This window comes from Pseudonocardia kunmingensis (assembly GCF_006716445.1).
In the GTDB taxonomy this organism is placed as follows: domain Bacteria; phylum Actinomycetota; class Actinomycetes; order Mycobacteriales; family Pseudonocardiaceae; genus Pseudonocardia; species Pseudonocardia kunmingensis.
Genome location: NZ_VFPA01000004.1, coordinates 293,753 through 312,791, shown reverse-complemented (window position 1 = coordinate 312,791; position 19,039 = coordinate 293,753). Strand labels below are relative to the sequence as shown.

Below are 19,039 nucleotides of genomic sequence, written 5' to 3'. Positions count from 1 at the left end.
GATCTCCTCGGCAAGGTGCGATCGGGGACGGTCAGGCGGCGGGGATACCGGCTGGCGGGAGGTCGGGGACCGCGTCGAGCAGCTCCTGGGTGCGGGGGTGCTCCGGCGCGGCCAGCAGGTCTGCGGTCGGCCGGTCCTCGACCAGCTCGCCCTCGGCCAACACCGCGGTCCGCTCGCATAGCGCCGCCACCACGGACAGGTCGTGCGAGACCAGCAACAGCCCCATGCCGGTGTCGGTGCACATCCGCTCCAACAGGGCGACGACCTGGTCGCGCAGGGGGAGGTCGATGCCGCTCACCGGCTCGTCGGCGATCAGCACAGCGGGGCCGGTCGCGACGGCCCTCGCGATCGCCACTCGTTGGGCCTGGCCGCCGGACAGCTCGCCGGCCCGCCGCACGGCGCAGTCGGCGGGCAGCCCGACCCGGTCCAGCGCCGCGGTCACGGCAGCCCGGTGGTCGCCCGGCACGCGTAGCCGGTCGAGCGGTTCGGACACCAGGTCGGCCACGTTCATCCGCGGGTCGAGGCTGCTCGCGGGATCCTGCGGGATGTACTGCACCGCGCGCCGGTACCAGCGCAGGGCAGCGGTCCGGGCGGGGCGGACGGCACGGCCGCGGAACTCCACCGTGCCGGCGTCCGTGGTGTCGAGCGCGAGCAGGATTCGCAGGAGCGTCGACTTCCCCGAGCCCGAGACGCCGACGAGGCCGACCCGCTCGCCCGCCCCTACGGCGAGGTCGACACCGCGCAACGCCGGCACCGGAGGCGGAGATGGGCGCGCCCAGGAGCGGCGTACGGGGTAGCTGCGGTGCAGGCCGGTTGCCCTGAGGAGCGGGGCCGGTGTGGTGGGCGGTGCGCGCCGGGCCGGTGTGAGGCGGGTCGCCTGGGCGGTGTCGACGAGCAGCCGGGAGTAGTCGTGCCGCGGCTCCGCGAGCACCTCGGCGATCGGCGCGTCCTCGACCACGCGTCCGCCGGCGAGCACCACGGCGCGGGTGCACACCTGCGCGGCCGCGGCGAGATCGTGCGTGATGAACAGCAGGCCGGCGGCCGAGGCGGCCATCCGGTCCTGCAGCACCTGAAGCACCTGGCGCTGGCTCACCACGTCGAGCGCCGTGGTCGGCTCGTCGGCGAGTAGCAGCTGCGGCCGGCAGGCGAGCGCGAGCACCATGCACACCCGCTGGCGCTGCCCGCCGGACAGCTCGCCGGGATAGCCGCGCAGCACCCGCACTGGGTCGTCGAGCCCGAGCGACGTCAGCAGCTCGGCCGCCGCCGAGCGGGCCTGCTGCGGGGAGAGCCCTCCGTGGTGGCGCAGCGGCGCGACGAGCTGTGCGCCGATGTGCACGAGCGGGTTGAGCGCGGTCCGGGAGTCCTGGAAGAGCGCCGCGACCCCCGCGTCGCGGCCGCGGCGGGCGGCGGGCATGCCGAGCACCTCCGCCCCGCACACCCGCACGCTCCCGTGGGCGCTCGCGGTCAGCGGCAACCGGCCCAGCACCGCGGCGGCCGTCAACGACTTGCCCGAACCCGACGCCCCCAGCAGGGCCACGCGTTCGTGCGCGGCCACGTCCAAGTCGATCCCGTCGAGGATCCGACGGCCGCTGATCTCGACGACCAGACCGCGCACGACGAGCGGGCACCGCCCGCCCTCGGCCCCGTCCCGGTCGTCGAGTGCCACAGGCGGGAATGGTAACGGTTTTCGTTGCGCCATCTACCGCCTGTCGCCGTGGCGCGTGCCACTGGTGGGCTCCGGCCATGCTCTGCCTCTATTGAAAACGGTTATCGTTGCGTGAGATGGTGGGTGTGTGAACCTGGCCCGCTGCGCACGGCGTCGGATCGAGCCGGCCCGGATCGCCGCCTCGTCGCTCGCGTTCGAGAACGGTCGGGTGGTCGGAGCTCGGGAGCGCCCGCGGGCCTCCCGGTTCTCCTGGGCGGGCAAGCTCGTTCTCGGTGGCACTCTCTCCGCGATGGGGGAGTCAGGACCGTGAATCCTCGGGTGGGGTACACCCTGGTGCTCTGCGGTGAGTCGAGATGTGCCACGGACGTGTACGACCGCGCTGTCGCGGCGATGCGCCGCGTGGTTCGCTCCAGTCGGCTCGGTGTGCTGGTTGTCGCCCAGTGTCCGGTCGGGCGCCTCGCCTGCGGGATGCGCTCGCCGGGCCCGATGCTGGTGCTCCAACCCACTGACGCGCGACAGCGCCCGATCGGTCCCGCGGTGCGCGTCGGTCCCTTGCTGGCCGACGAGGATGTTGCAGCCGTCGAGGCCTGGGTCCGCGACGGGCGATTCGACGCGGAGCTCCTTCCCGAACGACTCGCGTCACTTCACCGGATGATGGGCGCGTACGTGCGCAACTGAGCCGCGCCTCGGCGGTGTGCCGGTTCGGCGGGTTGAGCCTCTTCCGGGTCCTCGAGCCGGAGGAGAAGAGCGCGGCCGCCTGACTTCGACGAGAACTGGTGCGATCATCCCCGGCGTTCACCCACCCGCTCCAGCTCGCCGGCAAGCTGGCCATGTGATCTCGACGCTGGACCGGGATGACATCGCCGACCTGGCCGCGGCCAGCCCGGCCGCTGCCTTCCTTCCGAAGAGCCTCCTGTCGGCGCGGGCGGTCTGCGACCTCGTGCGTTGACTGAATTCGCGGAGCCAACGTGTGTCAGCACGGCGGGTAGTTGATGCGCCCCCATCCCGCGTTGCCCCGCGCGGGGCCGCCGTCCCGCGGGCGCCTGCGGCGGGCCTGCACCAGCAGCACGCCGGCTGCGATGCTCTGTGCGCCGAGCCGGGCCACCCCGGTCCCGGTGACGCCCATGATGGGTGCGTGGAGTCAGCGAGCCATACCGTCCCGGTGTTGGGGGGTGCGCCAGCTGCGCAGGAAACCGGACCGCGGCGGCGGGCAGCTGCTGCGGGCGGGAGCGGGATGGTCCTGCAACGTCGACATCGGGCCTTCCATCGCGGTTCCCCGAGGCGCCACTCGCCCGGGAGTGATGAAACCGTGCGGGTCGGGCGCTGAAGTCACGCTGAGAGTCGAGCGATTCCTGAAGCGACGCTGAGAAACCCCGACAAACGCCACGGTTCCAACTCTCAGCTCCCGTGAGATTCCAGCAGGTCATACGGCCGAATCAAACGGGATTACCAAAGGATGGGACCGAGCATGACCTGCGCTTCGGCACCGGATCGCTGTTGCTCGAAGCTGGCTTCGCGCTGCCAGATCGATAGCTGAACTGCGGCGTCGCCCCATGGCATCGTGGGGGTTCGAGTCGGTGGGGCGTCGTGCGCACTATCTACACGGTTGAGACTGGCAGGAAACACCAGGTAGGGCGCCTGCCGGGCATCAGCGGCGGGGTGCGGCCGACCAGGCCGGGTGACGTCTGCGCCTCTGCGCGCCAGCTGCTCGCATCGACGGCTCGCTGTTCGCTGGCGTCCCTCGCCGATCACGTCGTGCGCGGAGTGCTCGTCGATGAGTCGGTCGAGGATGCGGCGCACGGTGTGGCGCTGCTTGCGTGGCGCGTCCCAGATCCGCGCGCAGGATGTGATCGATCCTCGTCTTGAACGGGTCGAGCTTCGACCCTCGCGGTGGGAGCGGTTTGCGCGGCGCCGGCCAGGCCGACGCCAACGCCGCGACCACCGTGCGGCGTCCGACCCCGTGCTTGCGTTCCAGCGCCCGCCCGGACAGCCCGCGCGGGCGTCCCGGCGGATCGCCGCGAACAGCTCGACCCGCGAGCCCACCATCGCCACGCCCCGCCCGAATCAGCCCGTCGTTGCCCGGCGGCGGCGCTACTGGTCGGGGGACCGCTCGGCTGGGGTGAGGAGCTCGACGAGCAGCCCGAGCACCCGGCGGTCGAGGTCGTCGATCGCGGCACGGATGACGTCGTCGGGCTGGTCATCGAGCACCGGTAGGTCCCAGTGCAGCACCCGGCGGTGCCGGCCCACCGCCGGCTGCCCGTCCGCGGTGGACTCGGGGACGGCGAGGTATTCCGGGTCGAGACTGGCGGGGCCCAGGGTGATGACGACGTCGGCGACCTGCAGGGCCTCGCGGGTGACGGCCTTGGCGAAGACCTCGGTCAGGTCCAGCCCGGCATCGGCGGCGACCCGGACCAGAGCGGGGTCGGTGCCCGCGGCGGGTTTCTGCCCGGCCGAGCTGGTGTTGACCCGACCGCGGGCGTAGCCGGCCAGCAGCGCGGCCGCCGTTGCGGCCGGGCCGGAGTCGTCGAGGTCGACGAACAGCACCTCGGGTGCGGTGCGCCCGAGCCGGTTGTCCAGGATCCCGACCCGGCGTAGCCGCTCGATCGACCACCGGTCCGCCAACGCGACCAGGTGCGCCTTGATCACCGCGGTCTGCCCGAGCAGCTCGTAGGACTCCTCCACGATCGACTGGCAGTCCGCCAGCGCGATCGCGCCGCGGTAGTAGTCGAATGCGTGCATCGCCGCCCGCCGCAGCTGCGATGCGGTGTTGAGCAGCTCGAAGTCCTCGATGTTGCGACGCATGTCCGCACCTCCACGTGCCTCAACCCGGTTTCCGATATCGCGGCACGATATCTGCCAGCGACCGGCGCCGGGGCGCCTCGGCGGGGCCGTTCAGCAGAAGTTCACCCGCGCCGTCCAGCCCGAGGTGCAGCGGAAGGTTCAGGTGCAGCGCAGGTCAGCTGCGGGTCGTCCGCAGGACCGCGCGGCCGGCCACCCCGACCGCGAGGACCACAACCCCGATCGCGACGGTGACCGGTGGCAGGGTGAACGCCAGGCCCAGGCAGCCCAGCAGCCCGACCACGGTGACCGCACGCAGCCGGCCCCGGTGCGGGCTCTGGTCCGGCCCCAGTGTGAACGCGGCGGCATTGGTGATCGCGTAGTAGACCAGCACCGCGAAGCTGGAGAAACCGATCGCCCCGCGCACGTCGGTCACCAGCACGATCACCACCACTACCGCGCCCAGCACGAGCTCGGCGCGGTGCGGGACCCGGAACCGTGGATGCACCGCCCCCAGCACGGCGGGCAGCTCGTGGTCGCGGGCCATGGCCAGCGTGGTCCGCCCGATCCCCGCGATCAACGACAACAACACACCCGCCGAGGCGACCGCCCCGCCGACCTGCACCACCGGCGCCAGGAACGCGAGAGTGCCGGACCCGGCGACCGCGGCCAGCGGCGCCGCCGCGGCCGCCAGCCCATCCGGGCCGACCGAGAGCAACGCGGTCACCGCGATCACCGCATAGACGACCAGCACGACACCGAGCGCGACCGGGATCGCCCGCGGGATCGTGGTCGCCGGATCGCGCACCTCCGCACCGAGGGTGGCGATACGGGCATAGCCGGCGAAGGAGAAGAACAACAACGCCGCGGCCTGCCCGATCCCCGTCACCCCGCCGCCGGTCCAACCGGTCAGGTTGGCCGGGTCCGCGGCGCCGCCGCCGAGCCCGGCGATCACGACCACGACCAGGGCGAGCAGCGTGGCCGCAACCAGGACCCGGGTCAGCCCGGCGGTCTTGGCCACCCCCCGGTAGTTGACCGCTGTCAGCACCAGCACCGCGGCGACGGCCGGCGGCACACGATTGGCCGGCCAGGCATAGGCACCGAACGTCAAGGCCATCGCCGCGCAGCTCGCGGTCTTCCCCACCACGAACCCCCACCCGGCCGTGAACCCCCACACCGGCCCGAGCCGCCGCCGACCGTAGACATACGTCCCGCCCGACTCCGGATAGACGGCGGCGAGGCGCGCCGAGGCGGTGGCGTTGCAGTAGGCCACCACCGCCACCACCGCCAGCGCGATCAGCAGCCCGCTGCCGGCCGCGGCGGCCGCCGGACCGAACGAGGCGAACACCCCCGCACCGAGCATCGAACCCAGCCCCAACACGACCGCGTCCCCGAAGCCCAGCCGCCGCACCAACCCCGGATCCGCCACCCATGCAGGCTATCGGGCGTCGATATCGGTGGCAGAGTCTGCAGTGGGACCGGTCACCGATCGGGCAGGACCTCCCGGGCCAGCTCGGCCAACGCGCGACGATCCTCCGCCAGCGCCGTCTTCCCGGCCCCGGTGGCCCGGTAGACCCGTCGTGTCCGACCATCCACCACCTGCGGCTCGGAGGCGAGCAGGCCGTCGGCCTCCAGGCGGTGCAGCGTCGGGTAGAGGGTGCCCGGGCTGATGTCATAGCCGTGCGAGGCCAGCTCCTTGGTCATCCAGGCGCCGTGGATCTCCTGCTCAGCGGCATGATGCAGGATGTGCAGCCGGACCGCGCCACGCTGGAACTCCCGCACCCGACCTCCAGTGACGAATCCGATATCGCCCACCCGAGTATCACTCATCCAGCACGGCCAACCAACATCGCTGCTCAACCGACGACGACGACGGCGGCGGCAGCAGTGCGATCAGGAGTCGCTGACACCCGACCCGCGCTCGGACCGGCCGCGGTCGAGGCTCACCAACAACCGCGGTCAGTCACTGAAGTGATCTCAACGAGTTTCAGGTGAGTCGGCCGTGCTCGAAGTGGGTGAGCACGAGCGCGGCTTTGACGATGTTGCCGATCTTGCGGGGGCTGGTGGTGATGTGGCGCAGCGCGCGCCAGCGGCCGACGAGGAGCGCGAAGCCGCGTTCGCCCAGGCAGCGCAGGCCGCGCAGCAGGGCGTTGTAGGTGCGGGTGTCCACGTCGAGCTCGTGACCGTTGGCGGGCTGTTTGACCGGCGTGAACACGCCGATCCCGGCTCCGTCGTAGCCGTTGTCGGCCAGGGTGGGCAGATCGAGTTGGGAGGACGCCCAGTACAGGGCGGCGAGCACGTGGGCGCGGGCTGCGCGCATGTCATGGACCGAGCCGGGCTCGACCTCGGAAACCCACAGCGGAAAGCCGTCCGGTGCCGACAGGGCTTGGATGTTGCCGCCGTGCTCGTGGGCCTTACCGGAGTACCAGGCGTCGATCTGCCGGCCTTTGGTGCTGGTGGTCTGCTCGCCCAGCCGGTCGCTGGCGAACAGCTTGCCGTCCAATATGAGGTGACTCACGCCCTCATCGTTGGCCTGCTGCAGGGCTTCGTGCAGGTCCGGGGCCTGTGCGGCAAGGACCCGGATGGCTTCGTCGAGATAGCGGTACCCGGTGGCCCGGGAGATGCCGTGGTCACGCGCGTGCGCGGCGATGTCGCGGTTGTCGCGGAACCACCGCAGCGCGAACACTGTCTGGTGGAAGCAGGTCAGCGCCCTGCTGTCACGACGGGTGTGGAGCGCGCGGCGTTCGGCGCGCAGCAGCCGGCCGACGTACTGGGCGAGCGCGCGGGGCACGTCGAGCATGGCACGATACGCAATCAAGGGGAGCCTCTGTGTCGGATTTGATCTTCGCAAATCCAGTCCTACCAGGGGCTCCCCGCCCACGTTCACCGAGCCCGCCGCCCGACCGCGCACCGGTCAGGCTGCCTACTCGAACGTCCTTCCCGCGCCGTCTCGCTCGCATGATCTTGGTGAGATCACCTCACTGACAACAATGCCAGCCCGGCCTGCTGACCGATAGTTCTCGGTGGTCGGAGCAGGGGCTGAGTTACGGCATCATGAGGGCGTGTTGCTGGGCCGTGTCGACCGCTATGTCCACGGCCTGCGCGGCCACTCGGCGGATCTCACCGTAGCCCGACTACCGACGCGGCAGCGGACATGTCTACGTAAGCACGTGTGCATGTTCTAGGGTCAGGTGATGGACGGTGGCGCGGTCGGGCAGGTCCGGTCCGAGGCCGTCGAGGCGATGGGGGACCTGTTCCGGGCACTGGCCACCCCGGTGCGGCTGTCGATCGTGATGGCCCTGTCCGACGCGCCGCGATCGGTGGGTGAGCTGGTCGAGGCGCTGGGGGTCAGCCAGCCGCTGGTCTCCCAGCACCTGCGGGTGCTGCGGGCGGCCCGGTTGGTGGCGGTGGACCAGCGGCAGCGGGAGCGGGTGTATCGGCTGCTGGACGATCATGTGCGGCACATCGTGGGTGACGCGGCGCGGCACGTCGCTGAACACGGCCGAAGGCCGGGCGTGCCGGCCTCCGGGTGATCCGCGCTGGTTAGGCGGCGTGGGTACAGGTGGTGCAGGAGCAGTCGGCGCAGGTGCAGTTGTTGCAGCTGTCCGAGCAGTGCGCGCAGGCGCAGGCGTTGTGGTTGCAGGTGGGGCAGGTGCAGTCGGTGCAGTCGCAGACCGCGCAGGAGTCGCTGCAGTTGGTGCAGGAGCAGATGGCGCACTCGTCGTAGTGCACGCCGTCGGCGGTGTGGTGCTCGCGGTGGACGTGCCCGTCGTGCAGGTAGTCGACGTGGTCGGCGTGCAGTACGGACTCGTGCCCGCAGCCGGGGCCGTGGGTGTGCTGGTGGGTCTCGGCGGGGCGGTGTTCAGTAGTGGTCACAGTGAGGCATGCTGATATGCACACTCGCTAATGTCAAGCTCGATCCCGTTCGTCGATCGGGGAGTTCTCCCGCACCAACGCGAGCGAGAAGGGCCGGATTCGGGACGACCTCGCCCCGGGAAGCTCGGGAAGCAAACCGTAGGTTGAGTCGGGCATGCCCAAACCACCCGACCAGCGCCCCGTGGGTCTTCGCACGGTGTTCGCCCACCCCGCCTACCGGCGACTCTGGGTGGCACGTACCGCGTCGCAGTGGGGCGACGTGTTCGCCGCGGTCGCCCTCGCGCTGCTGGTGTTCGATCTGACCGGCTCCGCGCTCGGGGTCAGCGCGGTCGTTCTCGCCGAGATCCTGCCGGTGCTGCTGCTCGCGCCGCTGGCCGGCAGCCTGGTCGACCGCCTGCCCCGGGTCTGGGTCATGGTCGGGGCGGACCTGATGCGCGCGGTCCTGGCGATCGCCCTGGTGTTCCTCGCCGACGACGTCGTCGCGATCTACGTGATCGCGTTCGGGCTCTCGGTCGGGGCGGTGCTGTTCAACCCGGCCGCGAACAGCACACTGCCCGCGATCGTCGACGACGACGAGCTCATCGCGGCCAACAGCGGGATCTGGACCGCCGCGGTGCTGTCCCAGATCGCGCTGGCCCCGCTCGCCGGCATCGCCTACGCCGCCCTCGGTCCGGGCCCGGCGTTCGCGATCAACGCGGCCAGCTTCCTGGTCAGCGCCGCAGTCCTGGTCGGGCTTCGGCTGCCTGCTCCACCCGCCCGCACCGCCCGCCACGGTGTGTTCGCCGACGCCGTCGCCGGGGTCAAGGTCCTGATCGGCGACCGGGTCCTGCGGGCGCTGGCAGCCGGGCAGCTGCTCGCCGCGCTGTCCGCCGGCGCGACCAGCGCCCTGCTCGTCGTGTTGGCCCGCGACCACCTCCGCCTCGAGCCCAGCGGCTACGGCCTGCTGCTCGGAGCGATCGGGATCGGCGCCGTTCTCGGCCCCCTGGTGCTCACCAGTCTGGTCACCAATCCACGGCGGCCTGCGTTCGTGTTCGGCCCCTACCTGCTGCGCGGCGTCGTCGACGTGGTCCTGGCCGCGGTCACCGCGCTGCCCGTCGCCCTCGCCGCACTCGCCGTCTACGGGCTGGGCACCTCCAGTGGAGCGGTCACCTTCAACTCCCTGCTGCAGTCCCACACGCCCGAACCCGTGCGCGGCCGGGTCTTCGCCAGCTTCGACATGCTCTGGCAACTCGGTCGTCTGCTCTCCCTGCTCCTCGGTGGAGCGCTCGCTGCCGCCATCGGCATCCAGGCCGTCTACTACCTCGGCGGTGCCCTTCTCATCGCCGCCGCCGTGATCGGTTGGGCCGGTCTGCGGCCCCCGTCCGGCCGGGCCCGTGTCGGTCCGCGCTGAATCGACTAAATCCGAGACGCCGCCCGGCTTGACGATCCTCCCATTGTGATGCAACCGTGGTTACATCAGCAGGCAGGGGGGAGGTGTGGTGACGGGTGGGGAGTGGGTGCTGTTGTGCTACCGCATACCCCGGGAACCATCGACGCCGCGGATCGCGGTGTGGCGCCGGCTCAAGCGCCTCGGGGTGGCTCAGGTCGGGGACGGGGTGGTGGCGCTGCCCGCGGATGCCCGGACCCGTGAGCAACTGGAGTGGGTGGCCGAGGACGTCGAGCGGATCGGGGGCAGCGCGCTGCTGTGGACCGCGACGCCGACCTCGGCGCAGCGGGCGCGGGGGCTGGCCGAGCAGATGCGCGCCGCCCGTGTCGTGGAGTACGCCGCGATCGCGACCGCGGCCGGGCTGGCCCGAGCCGGTGAGCCAGCCGCGCGGGCGGGTGCGTTGCGCCGGCTGCGGGGTGAGCTGCGGCGGGTGGAGCGGCGCGACTACTTCCCACCCCCGGACCGCGACATTGCCCGCGCCGCCGTGCGAGCCCTTGCCGAGGCGCTCCAGGAGCCCGGCATGACGCTGAACGAGACAGAGCTGGCCGAGACCGTCGAAGGACGATCGTGAGGTGGGCGACCCGGTCGGGGGTGCACATCGACCGCGCGGCGTGTGCCTGGTTGATCCGGCGTTTCGTCGACGCCGACGCGCAGTTCGTGTTTGTCGAGGACCCCGATGACGTCCCGTCGGACGCCACCGGGTTCGACATGCGCGGTGTGGAGCTGTCGCACGTCGGGCCGGACTGCACGTTCGAGACCGTGTTGCACCGCTACGACCTGGCCGATCCGGTGCTGTGGCGACTGGCCCAGGTGGTACACGAGGCCGACCTGGAGGACGACCGATTCGACGCACCCGAGGCGGCCGGCCTGGACGCGGTGCTGCGCGGATTGTCGATGGTCTGCGACGACGCGCAGGTCCTGGCGGTGACCGGGCCCGTGTTCGACGGGCTCTACGAGTACTTCCGGCGCGCCACACTGCTCGACCGGCCCCCAGCGTGACGACCACTCCGCCTTGACGGCCCCTCAAACCTGACCGCCGGCTGACGGGTCAGGATCATCGAAGCTCAGGAGAAGCGCATGCCCCACCACGCGGAGAACCGGCCGGCCCGCAACCGCACCGACCCAGACCTCCGCAACAGCCCGGACCTCCGCGACAGCGGCGCCGGGCCGGCGCCGGGTGCAGACGACCCGGCCACTCGGGCCGACGACGCCCGGGCCGAGCTCGCCCAGCCCGGGGCCGGTCGGGTGGAGGACGTGGTGCCCTTCGGTGCGGCCCTGCGGGCCTGGTTCGCGATCTCGTTGCAGACCTTCGGCGGCCCGGCCGGGCAGATCGCGGTCATGCAGCGAGCGCTCGTGGATGACCGGCGCTGGATCGGGCAACGCCGCTTCCTGCACGCCCTGAACTACTGCATGCTGCTACCCGGCCCGGAGGCCCACCAGCTCGCCATCTACGTCGGCTGGCTGCTCAACGGGCTGCGCGGCGGCCTGGCTGCCGGAATCCTGTTCGTGCTGCCCGGCATGGTCGCGCTGCTCGCGCTCTCCGCGATCTACGTCGGGTTCGGCGACACCACCGCGGTCGCCGCGCTGTTCACCGGGCTGGGCGCCGCGGTGATCGCGATCGTCGTGCAGGCCGTGGTCCGGGTCGGGCGGCGCGCGCTCACCCACCCGGTCCTGGTCGGGCTGGCCGTGGCCGCGTTCGTCGCGCTGGCTGCGTTCGGGGTGCCGTTCCCGATCGTGATCGGTGCTGCGGCGTTGCTGGGCTGGCTCGCTGCCCGCCGGATCCCCGCACTGGCCCGCGCCGGCGGGCACGCCCCGGCCGCGGACGACGGACCGGCACCGCTGATCCCTGATGACCATCTGCACACCGAAGCGCCCTCGCGCCGGCGGACCGTGACGATCCTCGCCGTCGGGCTGCTCGTCTGGACCGCACCGGTCGCCCTGATCGCCCTGATCACCGGGGTCAGCAGCGTCTACACCACCCAAGGGGTGTTCTTCTCCGGCGCCGCGCTGGTGACCTTCGGCGGCGCCTACGCCGTGCTCGCCTACGTCGCCCAACAAGCCGTGACCAACTTCGGCTGGCTCACCGCCACCGACATGACCCGCGGCCTCGCACTGGCCGAGTCCACCCCCGGCCCACTCATCATGGTCGTGCAGTTCGTCGCGTTCCTGGGCGCCTACGCCAACCCCGGCCCGTTCGACCCCTGGACCGCGGGGATCGTGGCCTCGCTGCTGGTCACCTGGGTCACCTTCGTGCCCAGCTTCCTGTTCATCTTCCTCGGCGCCCCCTACATCGAGGCCCTGCGCAGCAACCGCACCCTCGCCGCCGCCCTGACCGGGATCACTGCCGCGGTCGTCGGCGTCATCGCCAACCTCGCGCTGTACTTCGCCGTCACCACCCTGTTCGCCGCCACCCGCCACATCACCACCGGGCCGCTCAGCCTCACCATCCCCGAGCTGACCTCGTTGCGACCGGTCCCGCTGCTCATCGCCGCGGTCGCCGCGCTGCTGGTCTTCGCGACCCGCTGGTCGGTGCTGCGGGTCCTCGGCGTGTGCGCGACCCTCGGGCTGGCCGCCGGCCTCCTCGGCCTACCGGTGGCCTGACCCCGCACCCATCGACCCGCGCCGGCTCACCCCACGGGTTCCGGACGACGCGCTGCCGTGGCGGCCCACCCGAGCACCGCGAGCGCGACCACCATCCACACCGCGAGGTAGCCGAACGCCACCGCCGGAGACGCGAACGTGTAGAGCAGTCCGGCGACCACGCTGGCCGCGACGTTCCCGACCGCCTGCACGGTGGCGAGCAGCCCGAACGCCGAACCGCGGATCTCCTCCGGAGCGAACGCGGCCACCGCGGCGTGCTCAGCGGTCTCCGCGCACCCGATCCCGACCCCGGCCAGTGCGAACGCCACCCCGAGCAGCACGATCACCGGCCCAGCCACCGCGAACAACACATAGGCGGCCATGAACGTCGCCACCCCGACCGCGGTCACCAGCAGCGGACCGCGCCGGCCCAACCGGTCGGAGAACCCGCCCGCCGGGAACGACGCGATCGTGGCCGCGACGTTGTAGACCACGTACAGCGCGATCGCGATCTGCGTGGCCGCGTCGATCCCGCGCCCCGGGGTAAGGACATCGGTCGCGCGCAGAATCAACAGAGTCGCGGCGACGTTGCCGACCTCGAACGCGGCGAACCCGACCATCACCCGCCCCAGTTGCCCGCGCAGCACCGGGCTGACCTGGAACCGCAACTTGCGGCGCTCGGTGACCTTCGGGAGATTCGCCTGCCGGATGGCGTAGACGATCGCCGCCGCCGCCAGCACCCCGGGGATGATGGAGAGCAGGATCGCGGTCCGCACGCTGAACAGCGACACCAGCCTGAGCGCGAGCAGCGGCCCCCCGATCGCCCCCAGGTTGTCCATGGTGCGCTCGAACCCGTACGCGCGGCCGTAAGCGTGCGCGGGCACCACGTCGGCGAGCAGCGCGTTGCGCGCCGGGACCCGCAGCCCGCGGGCCGCCCAGGCGGCCCCGCGCAGCACCCCGGCCTGCACCACCGATGTGGTCGTGCCGATCAGCCCGGACAGCACCGCGGTCGCGGTGTAGCCACCCACCGCGACCGCCCGACGCCGGCCCGGGTCATCGGCGAGTGCGCCACCGACGAACCGCCCGGCCCCGGCCAGGCCCTCGGAGATGCCCTCGATCAGCCCGAGCGCGGCCGCCGGCGCACCGAGCGTCGCCGTGACGAAACTGGCCATCAGTGACGTCGGCACCTCGTGCCCGACATCGGCCAGGAAGCTCGCCGTGCCGATCCCCCCGACCCCGAGTGTCAGCCACGGCTGTCGGCCGCCCTTGGTGGCGTCGGCCACCGGTGGCGTCGCTTCGTGATCGCTCATGCGCCTACGCAACAACAATCGCTGCGGCAACGACAGACTGTTTCCGCAGTTCACAACAGCGTAGAATGATCTTCGTGCCGGACTGTGCCCGCACTGTCCGGCACAGCAGGCCAACAGTCCCCCGCTGGGCCGACGTGACCGTAAGGTCTCGGCGGTGACCCGCTATGTGGAGATCAGCACTGAGCTGGCCCGGCGAGTCCGCTACGGGGATCTCCTCCCGGGCGGGGAGCTGCCCGCGATCCGCGGCTACGGTCGCGAGCTCGGCGCGACGTCCTCGACGATCGTGCGCGCCTACCGCCACCTCGCCGACGCCGGCGTGATCACCCTGGTCGACCGGCGCCGCGCCCGCGTCAGCACCGACGGCCCGATTGCCGCCGCCCGGCTGCTGGAGGCCGACCGGGTGTTCCGCCTCGCCGGCAGCGACGACCCCGCCCTGCAACTGCTACTCTGCCACGCCGGGCCCGCCGTGGTGCCGGTCGGGACCCGCGGCAGCTTCCACGGCCTGCGCGCCCTGGCCCGTGGTGACGCCGACGGCGCCGCGATCCACCTGCGCCACTACACCGGCGTCTACAACGCCCCCTACGCCCGCGCGCTGCTCGCCGACCAGCGCCCGCACTTGTTGCACCTGTGGCGTCGCGAGCAGGGCCTGCTCGTCCCCGCCGGGAACCCGCAGCGCATCACCGGCCCGGCCGACCTGGCCCGGCGGCGGGTCGCCCGTCGCGAACCCGGCGCCGGGACCCGGGTCCTGCTCGAGCAACAGATCATCACCGCCGGCACCGACCCGTACGCCGTCACCGGGCCGGAACTGACCTCGCACCTGGAGATCGCGTTGGCCGTCGCCTCCGGCATCGCCGACGCCGCGCTCGGGCTGCGCGCGACGGTCACCGACCTCGGGCTGGAGTTCATCCCGCTGATCTGGGAGTCCTACGACGTAGTGCTCGGCGCCGCAGTGCTCGGCGCCGCACGACCGCTCATCGCCGCAGTCAACGACCCCGGCGTCCGGGCCGCAGTCGACGCGATCGGCGGCTACGACCTCGCCGCTGCCGGCACCCTGCACCCCGTCAACGACCAACCCGCCAGCACCACCCCCGGCGGCTGACACCACCCGTCCCCGGCCCCAGGTGACCGCGCACGTCGAGCACGCGGCTCCGCCGCCGCTGCCGTCGCCGGGCGCCACCCGTTGCCGCGAGATCCGCGCCGCGGAGCGGCCGGCCCTACGACCGGAAACCCCGACGCGCCACGCGGTCCACACGTTCGGCACCTGCGGGCCGGCGGTCCACGTGGTCGTCGAGGATCAGCGGCGAGTCGATGTGCTGTCCGTGCAGCGGGCAGGATGAGCACTGGGCCGGGCCCGGCGGGCGCTCGGTGGAAGCGAAGCGGGAGCGGCCGAGCGCAGCAAGCTCGTTGCCGCTGGATCGCAGCAGGTCGTCGAGCTGCCGAACGTCCTCATGCTCGGGGCGGAGCGACAGCAGCAGTATCAGCGCCCAGCCCGCTGGGGTGGCTCACGGATCGCCTCGCCCATCTCGTCGAAGCGGCTGGGGAGCGGCAGGCGCTGCTCTCACGAGGCCCGGGCGCGGTGGGGACGGACCGCCGCACGCCCGGGTGCACCGTGACGAACGCCCATGCGAGCAGGCAGGACGCGGCGCCGGCGAGCATGGGTAGCCGCGGGTCGAGCTGGTAGAGCGCGGTGCCGGCCAGCGGCCTGACGACGAAGGTGGCGCCGTTGGTGGCGTTGATCAGCCCGGCGGCGCCGCCCTGCTCGTCGTCGCGTACCCGCAGGGTGGGCGCGGCGGTGTAGGCGGGGATGGCCAACGCGAGACCCAGGCCCATCACCATCGACGAGCGGGTCATCGTCCAGAACCCCGGTGCGACGACGAGGGCGAGTAACCCGAGCCCGGCGATCGGGATTCCGGTGCGCAGCAGCCGCAGTGCGGGCCAGCCCAGCCTCGGGACGACGCCACCCTGCACCGCGATCAGCACCAGCCCGGTGGTGAACGACGACGCACCGGCGAGGCGGACGGTGCCGGCCGCGTCGAGCCCGAGACGGTCCTGGAACAGGAACCCGAGCACGATCAGCACGACCCCGAGGCTGAGGAACAGCAGGAATCCGGCGAGCAAGAACGGCCAGATCCGCGGATCCCAGGGCTTCAGTGTGGCCCGCGGCGGGGCCGGGCGGTGCGCCGCGGCGGCCGGTCGGGGCAAAGCGACGACGACGAGCGCGAGGACGAGCGCGACGACGGCCGGGGCCAGCCAGATCGGGCCGAGCAGCCCGGCGAACCCGAGCAGCCCGCCGAGCGCGGGCCCGAGCGCTATCGCGACGCCCTGTACGGCGCCGAGCTGCCCGACCGCGCGGGTGCGGTCGGCCTCGCCGGACGTGCTCGTCGACACGTAGGTCAGCGCCGCCACCGGCACGGCGCCGACCCCGGCGCCGAACAGCACGCTGCGTGTGACGATCATCAGGGCCAGCGTGACGCCCGGGTCGAGGAACCCGGACAGAGCCAGCTGGCCGACCACCGCGAAGCCCCGATCACGCCGGCCGTCGCCAGCGCGAGCCCGACGAGCAGCACCGCGCGGGTGCCGAACCGGTCGACCGCACGGCCCCACAGCAGGCTGGTGCCGGCGAAGACGACCGCCGCGACGGTCAGGACGAGCCCGAGCTGCAGCTCGCTGAGTCCGACCTCCCGGGCCAGGGATGCGAGCAGGGGAACAGGGCCTGTTGCGCGGTGAACACGGCGAGCAGGAGCACTCCCAGCGGGCGTCCGGACCGCTTGTCCACGTCCACCTCCGGAACACGTGCGTACCTTGTACGCGTCGGTGAGCGTGCCTTTACTCGCAGGGCCTGTCAAGGAGCCCGTCGAGCAGCCGGGCGAGGTTCACGTCGAAGTGGTCGCCGGTTCCACCGGACGGGATCGCGGCCAGGATGCGTCCGAGGTGGACGAACTCGGTGGGATCCGCGGCGCGGACCATCTGCTGGCCGTGGGTGGCCTGCTCGCGGTGCCGGTCGATGGCCTCGCCGTAGGTGAACTGGAACAGCAGCGAGTACCCCTCGACGACCTGCTGGTCGTCGAGCCCGGCAGCGAACAGCGCCTCGATCAGCGTGTCCAGCAACGGGAGTATCCGTGGGCTGGACAGGCCGTCGGTGGCGATCACGGGCACAATCCAGGGGTCGGCGCGGAACCCGTTGTGCAACGCCGAGATGATCGCGGTGATCCGCGCGCGGCGGATCGCCCGCGGCCAGCCGGTCCAGCACGGCGGTCACGCCGGTCGCGACCTCGTCGAGCATGGCCAGCAGCAGGGACTGGCGGTCGGCGACGTAGCGGTAGAGCGACATCGCGCCGGTGTCGAGCTCGTCGGCGACCGCGCGCATCGTCACCGCGGCGAGCCCGTCGGCGCGGGCCATGCGCAGTGCGGCGGCGACGACGGCGTCGGTGCACAGCGGCTGGACCTGGCGGCGCAGGTGGCGGGCGGTTCGGGGGACGGGCATGGCGTCAGTGTCCCGCGCGCGGGCTACGGTGCGACGCGCCAGCGGCGTTCGCGTTCGGACCACAGCCGGGCGTAGAGCCCGCCGGTGTCGGCGAGCAGGTCGTGATGGCGACCGCGTTGGACGATCCGGCCGCCCTGCACGGCGAGGATCTGGTCGGCCGATGCAATGGTGGACATCCGGTGCGCGACCACGATGAGGGTCCGGCCGCGGACCAGCTCGGCGAGCGCGGCCTGTACGGCCCGTTCCCCGATGGGGTCGATGGCGGCGGTGGCCTCGTCGAGCAACACGATGGGCGAGCCCTTGAGGAGGGCGCGGGCGATGGACACCCGCTGGCGCTCGCCCCCGGACAGCGCGGATCCGCCCTCACCAACGGGGTGTCGTAGCCCTGGGGGAGCGCGGCGACGACGTCGTGGATCTGCCCGTGCAGGGCATCGGCGTCGTGCGCGCGTTCGACCATGCGGGTGCCGGCGTCGGCGAACCGGTCGCCGCGCTCGACGGCCAGCCCGCCCGACATCATCGACCGCGTACTTGACGTCGGGATTGTTTCCGCTGTACTGGGCGCACCCCGGGCGGCGCGGCACTTGCGTTTCGACGACGCGCTCGTCCTGAACTCCGAAGAGGGCTTGACCTCGTTGAGGTGGGTGAGCACGTGCTTGGCGTCGACGACGGTGACGATGGCGTCGAGGCGCAGTTGCCGCGAGCCCGGCTGCCCGCCGCAGCCGTTCGGTGACCAGGGTGAGTGCCCCGTCGCCGGCGTCGGCGTCGGCGAGCGGATCATCGCGGAGACGACCTCGGTCGCTGCGGCGGGCCCGATGAAACCCGGCCAGGAACGAGTGGTCGTGGTGCCAGATGAACTCGGAGCCGACCTGTGCCCGCTTGTTCGCACGACTGCTCGCCCTGCTGCGCCCGCATCGTGCCCGGCTCGCCCTGACCCTCGCCTGTGGACTGATCGCACAGGCGTGCGCGTTCGGGGTCGCCGCGACCTTGGGGGCTGCTGGTCGGTGCGGCGCTCACCAGCGCCACGCCTCCTGATCTCGTCCCCGGGTCGTGGTGCTGGCCTGCTGCGCGATCGGTCAGGGGGTCGGGGCGTGGTTGGAGTCGTGGCTGCGCCACGACTACGCGTTCCGGGTGATCGCCGAGCTGCGGACGCTGCTGGTCGCGGTGCTCGACCGGCTCGCACCGGCGTGGCGGTTGGGCCGGCGCACCGGTGACGTCGGCGCGATGGTGATGTCGGACGTCGAGCGGACCGAGTGGCTCTACGCGCACGTCCTGCCGAACGCGATCGTGGCCGCACTGGTGCCGACTTTGCTCGGCGGCACCGACGTAGTGACGGTGCATCCCGTCCGCGCCCGCAACGTGCCGCTGTCCGAGCTGGACCTGCTCGCCGAGCTCGCCGCCGGCCTGACCCCGGCCGGACGCCACCCCGACCGGTCGGGCACCGCCAACGACGGTGGCACCGACCACGTCACCGTCTACGCGGCTTCTCGCAGACCGGCCCAGCCCGCAGCGTCGGGGCCTGTGGTCAGCAGTCGCGCAGCTCCGGACTCTGGTTGAGTACCTGGCCGCGGGGTGAGACGAACTCGCGGTAGATCGGCGAGTCGACCGCCGCCGGGGTGAACACCGCCACCCGGTGGCAGTTCTGGAAGGCGAGGACTATGCCGAAGTGGCGCTCCAGCGCTCCGCGGATGGCGTTGCTGGCCAAGGCCCGCAGCAGCTGCCCGCGCTGCTGCTCCGAGGGTGGGGGCACCTCGTGCTCGCCGAACGCCTTGCCGGGTGCCTGGTCGTCGACGGCCGCGGCGACCACCTCCCACGCGTAGGGCAGTGAATCGCGGACCACGGCGAGGAACTGGGCGTCGTCCATCTCGCCGCGGGCGGCGACGGTGAGCACGGGGGCGGGAACGTCGAGGGACACGGAGCCT

General features: G+C 72.2%; 22 protein-coding genes. 9 read left to right on the top strand and 13 right to left on the bottom strand.

Annotated elements, in window-relative coordinates:
- Positions 1–31 precede the first annotated feature (31 nt).
- A complete protein-coding gene (locus FB558_RS31305; protein ID WP_170231620.1) occupies positions 32–1,666 on the bottom strand; it encodes an ATP-binding cassette domain-containing protein in 1,635 nt (544 codons plus the stop codon).
- A gap of 318 nt (positions 1,667–1,984) precedes the next feature.
- Here FB558_RS31305 and FB558_RS31300 point away from each other — a divergent pair, with 318 nt between their 5' ends.
- A complete protein-coding gene (locus FB558_RS31300; RefSeq protein WP_142059735.1) occupies positions 1,985–2,344 on the top strand; it encodes a hypothetical protein in 360 nt (119 codons plus the stop codon).
- A gap of 295 nt (positions 2,345–2,639) precedes the next feature.
- Here FB558_RS31300 and FB558_RS43520 read toward each other — a convergent pair whose 3' ends face one another.
- The 5 genes from FB558_RS43520 to FB558_RS31275 all read right to left on the bottom strand — a co-directional run bounded on the left by FB558_RS43520 (position 2,640) and on the right by FB558_RS31275 (position 7,262).
- The gene (locus tag FB558_RS43520) at positions 2,640–2,792 is read right to left on the bottom strand and encodes a hypothetical protein (protein ID WP_170231619.1); all 153 of its coding nucleotides are present in this window, start codon (positions 2,790–2,792) and stop codon (positions 2,640–2,642) included.
- Positions 2,793–3,757: 965 nt separating this feature from the next.
- Entirely contained in the window at positions 3,758–4,468 is a 711-nt protein-coding gene (locus FB558_RS31290) for an arsenate-mycothiol transferase ArsC (protein ID WP_142059733.1), read from the bottom strand.
- A gap of 154 nt (positions 4,469–4,622) precedes the next feature.
- Entirely contained in the window at positions 4,623–5,873 is a 1,251-nt protein-coding gene (locus tag FB558_RS31285; RefSeq protein WP_211366989.1) for an APC family permease, read from the bottom strand.
- 53 nt (positions 5,874–5,926) lie between these two features.
- A complete protein-coding gene (locus FB558_RS31280) occupies positions 5,927–6,226 on the bottom strand; it encodes an Rv3488 family transcriptional regulator (protein WP_142059731.1) in 300 nt (99 codons plus the stop codon).
- A 205-nt stretch (positions 6,227–6,431) separates the two neighbouring features.
- Complete coding sequence (locus FB558_RS31275; RefSeq protein WP_170231618.1) at positions 6,432–7,262, bottom strand: transposase family protein; 831 nt, start codon at positions 7,260–7,262, stop codon at positions 6,432–6,434.
- 376 nt (positions 7,263–7,638) lie between these two features.
- On the opposite strand from FB558_RS31275, the gene FB558_RS31270 reads away from it, so the two are divergent.
- Complete coding sequence (locus FB558_RS31270) at positions 7,639–7,977, top strand: ArsR/SmtB family transcription factor (RefSeq protein WP_142059727.1); 339 nt, start codon at positions 7,639–7,641, stop codon at positions 7,975–7,977.
- 10 nt (positions 7,978–7,987) lie between these two features.
- On the opposite strand, the gene FB558_RS31265 is transcribed toward FB558_RS31270, so the two are convergent.
- Positions 7,988–8,320 carry a hypothetical protein gene (locus FB558_RS31265; RefSeq protein ID WP_211366987.1) on the bottom strand — a complete coding sequence of 111 codons (333 nt, stop codon included), beginning with the start codon at positions 8,318–8,320 and terminating at the stop codon, positions 7,988–7,990.
- Positions 8,321–8,474: 154 nt separating this feature from the next.
- Between FB558_RS31265 and FB558_RS31260 the strand changes: the two genes are divergently transcribed.
- From FB558_RS31260 to chrA, 4 genes are all read left to right on the top strand, one after another.
- Positions 8,475–9,710, top strand: coding sequence for an MFS transporter (locus FB558_RS31260; protein WP_142059725.1), 1,236 nt, complete (start codon positions 8,475–8,477; stop codon positions 9,708–9,710).
- An 88-nt stretch (positions 9,711–9,798) separates the two neighbouring features.
- Positions 9,799–10,317 carry a Chromate resistance protein ChrB gene (locus tag FB558_RS31255; protein ID WP_211366986.1) on the top strand — a complete coding sequence of 173 codons (519 nt, stop codon included), beginning with the start codon at positions 9,799–9,801 and terminating at the stop codon, positions 10,315–10,317.
- Positions 10,314–10,745: a chromate resistance protein ChrB domain-containing protein gene (locus FB558_RS31250; protein WP_142059723.1), complete on the top strand. Its 432-nt coding sequence runs from the start codon at positions 10,314–10,316 to the stop codon at positions 10,743–10,745. Before FB558_RS31255 ends, FB558_RS31250 begins: the two co-directional genes overlap by 4 nt.
- Positions 10,746–10,823: 78 nt before the next feature.
- Positions 10,824–12,347 (top strand): chromate efflux transporter, encoded by a 1,524-nt coding sequence (gene chrA / locus FB558_RS31245; protein ID WP_142059721.1) that lies wholly within the window; start codon positions 10,824–10,826, stop codon positions 12,345–12,347.
- Between the two features lie 26 nt (positions 12,348–12,373).
- Here chrA and FB558_RS31240 read toward each other — a convergent pair whose 3' ends face one another.
- Complete coding sequence (locus tag FB558_RS31240) at positions 12,374–13,636, bottom strand: MFS transporter (protein ID WP_142059719.1); 1,263 nt, start codon at positions 13,634–13,636, stop codon at positions 12,374–12,376.
- A 154-nt stretch (positions 13,637–13,790) separates the two neighbouring features.
- On the opposite strand from FB558_RS31240, the gene FB558_RS31235 reads away from it, so the two are divergent.
- On the top strand, positions 13,791–14,735 hold the full coding sequence (locus FB558_RS31235) for a substrate-binding domain-containing protein (RefSeq protein ID WP_142059717.1): 945 nt from the start codon (positions 13,791–13,793) through the stop codon (positions 14,733–14,735).
- Positions 14,736–15,082: 347 nt separating this feature from the next.
- Here FB558_RS31235 and FB558_RS31230 read toward each other — a convergent pair whose 3' ends face one another.
- The 4 genes from FB558_RS31230 to FB558_RS44905 form a co-directional block, all read right to left on the bottom strand.
- Positions 15,083–16,150 carry an MFS transporter gene (locus FB558_RS31230; RefSeq protein WP_142059715.1) on the bottom strand — a complete coding sequence of 356 codons (1,068 nt, stop codon included), beginning with the start codon at positions 16,148–16,150 and terminating at the stop codon, positions 15,083–15,085.
- The gene (locus FB558_RS45830; protein WP_142059713.1) at positions 16,093–16,482 is read right to left on the bottom strand and encodes an MFS transporter; all 390 of its coding nucleotides are present in this window, start codon (positions 16,480–16,482) and stop codon (positions 16,093–16,095) included. The genes FB558_RS31230 and FB558_RS45830 overlap by 58 nt, the downstream gene beginning before the upstream one ends.
- On the bottom strand, positions 16,463–16,786 hold the full coding sequence (locus FB558_RS31220) for a TetR/AcrR family transcriptional regulator C-terminal domain-containing protein (RefSeq protein WP_342787569.1): 324 nt from the start codon (positions 16,784–16,786) through the stop codon (positions 16,463–16,465). Before FB558_RS31220 ends, FB558_RS45830 begins: the two co-directional genes overlap by 20 nt.
- Before the next feature lie 357 nt (positions 16,787–17,143).
- Positions 17,144–17,446: a P-loop NTPase family protein gene (locus FB558_RS44905; protein WP_246106887.1), complete on the bottom strand. Its 303-nt coding sequence runs from the start codon at positions 17,444–17,446 to the stop codon at positions 17,144–17,146.
- Between the two features lie 83 nt (positions 17,447–17,529).
- Between FB558_RS44905 and FB558_RS45330 the strand changes: the two genes are divergently transcribed.
- Both FB558_RS45330 and FB558_RS31205 read left to right on the top strand, forming a co-directional pair.
- A complete protein-coding gene (locus FB558_RS45330) occupies positions 17,530–17,652 on the top strand; it encodes a hypothetical protein (protein ID WP_281288702.1) in 123 nt (40 codons plus the stop codon).
- A gap of 515 nt (positions 17,653–18,167) precedes the next feature.
- The gene (locus tag FB558_RS31205) at positions 18,168–18,674 is read left to right on the top strand and encodes a 6TM ABC transporter family protein (protein ID WP_142059709.1); all 507 of its coding nucleotides are present in this window, start codon (positions 18,168–18,170) and stop codon (positions 18,672–18,674) included.
- Here the strand turns inward: FB558_RS31205 and FB558_RS31200 are convergent.
- On the bottom strand, positions 18,643–19,032 hold the full coding sequence (locus FB558_RS31200) for an SCO5389 family protein (RefSeq protein WP_142059707.1): 390 nt from the start codon (positions 19,030–19,032) through the stop codon (positions 18,643–18,645). The two genes, FB558_RS31205 and FB558_RS31200, sit on opposite strands and share 32 nt — an antisense overlap.
- Between the last annotated feature and the right edge of the window lie 7 nt (positions 19,033–19,039).

Coding starts and splice junctions, on each gene's coding strand:
- FB558_RS43520 (WP_170231619.1), bottom strand. CDS start 2,792: ATGGGCGTCACCGGGACCGGGGTGGCCCGGCTCGGCGCACAGAGCATC.
- FB558_RS31290 (WP_142059733.1), bottom strand. CDS start 4,468: ATGCGTCGCAACATCGAGGACTTCGAGCTGCTCAACACCGCATCGCAG.
- FB558_RS31270 (WP_142059727.1), top strand. CDS start 7,639: ATGGACGGTGGCGCGGTCGGGCAGGTCCGGTCCGAGGCCGTCGAGGCG.
- FB558_RS31260 (WP_142059725.1), top strand. CDS start 8,475: ATGCCCAAACCACCCGACCAGCGCCCCGTGGGTCTTCGCACGGTGTTC.
- chrA (WP_142059721.1), top strand. CDS start 10,824: ATGCCCCACCACGCGGAGAACCGGCCGGCCCGCAACCGCACCGACCCA.
- FB558_RS31240 (WP_142059719.1), bottom strand. CDS start 13,636: ATGAGCGATCACGAAGCGACGCCACCGGTGGCCGACGCCACCAAGGGC.